Origin of the sequence: Parapedobacter defluvii (genome assembly GCF_014642075.1) — a bacterium.
GTDB lineage: Bacteria > Bacteroidota > Bacteroidia > Sphingobacteriales > Sphingobacteriaceae > Parapedobacter > Parapedobacter defluvii.
This window is the reverse complement of sequence record NZ_BMIK01000049.1, coordinates 1-1,358: the sequence shown is the minus strand read 5'-3', so window position 1 is coordinate 1,358 and position 1,358 is coordinate 1. Positions and strand designations below refer to the sequence as shown.

Annotated in this window: 1 protein-coding gene; it reads right to left on the bottom strand. The window is 50.9% G+C overall.

The genetic code is table 11. The features are described from left to right. Nucleotides 1-69: 69 nt before the first annotated feature. Nucleotides 70-1,296, bottom strand: a complete 1,227-nt coding sequence (locus tag IEX60_RS24665) for an IS256 family transposase (RefSeq protein WP_188754058.1) — start codon at nucleotides 1,294-1,296, stop codon at nucleotides 70-72. Nucleotides 1,297-1,358: the final 62 nt, after the last annotated feature.

Here is a 1,358-nt window from a genome sequence, read left to right as displayed (position 1 = left end):
GGGTCTGTAAAATGAACTGTGTCAAGGGGTGTTTCCCAGCCCCGCGGGGCTGGGAAACACCCCTTGTGCTTACTGCAAATCTAACACCATTCTGCCAGGAAACCAAACCGCCAATTTTTGTGCCGTTACCGCCCAGTTCGCCAAGGGCATCGTCCATTTCTTTTTGATGTTCAGGTGCGCCAGATAGATCAGTTTCAGCAAGGCCATATCCGATGTGAAAGCCCCCTTTGTCTTGGTGACCTTACGCACCTGACGGTGGAAACCCTCTATCGTATTGGTCGTGTAGATCAGTTTTCTGACAGCCTTATCGTACCGGAAATAGGTGGTCAGCTTCTCCCAGTTTCGGCGCCAGGAATCGATGACCACATGGTATTTATTGCCCCATTTGGCCTCTAGGTCATCCATGCGCAGTTCCGCCTGTTCCAGGGTATCTGCCTGATAGACAGGCTTGAGGTCTTTGATAAACTCCTTCTGGTCCTTGCTGGCAACGTATTTCAGGCTGTTGCGGATCTGGTGTACCACGCAGGTCTGCACATCCGTCTTTGGGAATACCGCCTCGATAGCTTCGGCGAACCCCTTGAGGTTGTCTATGCACGCGATCAGGATATCCTCCACTCCGCGGTTCTGGAGGTCGGTCAGAACCCCCATCCAAAAATTGGCACCTTCACTCTCCGATACATACATCCCCAAAAGCTCCTTGTGGCCGTGGCGGTCAATGCCCAGAACATTGTAAACCGCACGGGAAACTACACGGTGGTCTTCCTTCACCTTATAGTGCATCGCATCCATCCATACGATCGTGTAAAGCCGTTCAAGGCTTCGGGACTGCCATTCCTTAACCTCCGGTATGATCCGGTCCGTAATGGCCGATAAAGTGCTGTGGCTAATCTCTGTGTCGTACATCTCCTTGATATGCTCGCTGATGTCCCGGAAGCTCATCCCAAGACCGTACATCCCCAAAATCTTCTTTTCAAGGCTGTCGGCAAGGATTGTCTCTCGTTTCTTAACTATCTGAGGATCGTAGCTCGAATGACGGTCGCGTGGTGTGCTCAGCTCTATCGTGCCGTCCGAGGTGCGAAGCCGTTTGTGCTGCTTACCGTTACGACGGTTGCCACGCAAGCGCTCCGGCTCATCCAAGTGCCCGTCCATCTCTGCTTCAAGGGCTGCTTCCAAAAATTTTTTTAACAGCGGTGCGAAAGCTCCGTCTTTGCCGTAGAGTGATTCTCCGCTGCGCAGCTGGCGCAGCGCTTTCTCTTTCATTGATTCAAAGTCTAACTCCGTTTCTCTGATCTCCATAATTACTATGTCTAAAATTAATACTTATTTACTAATCTTGACACAGTTCATTTTACACTCTC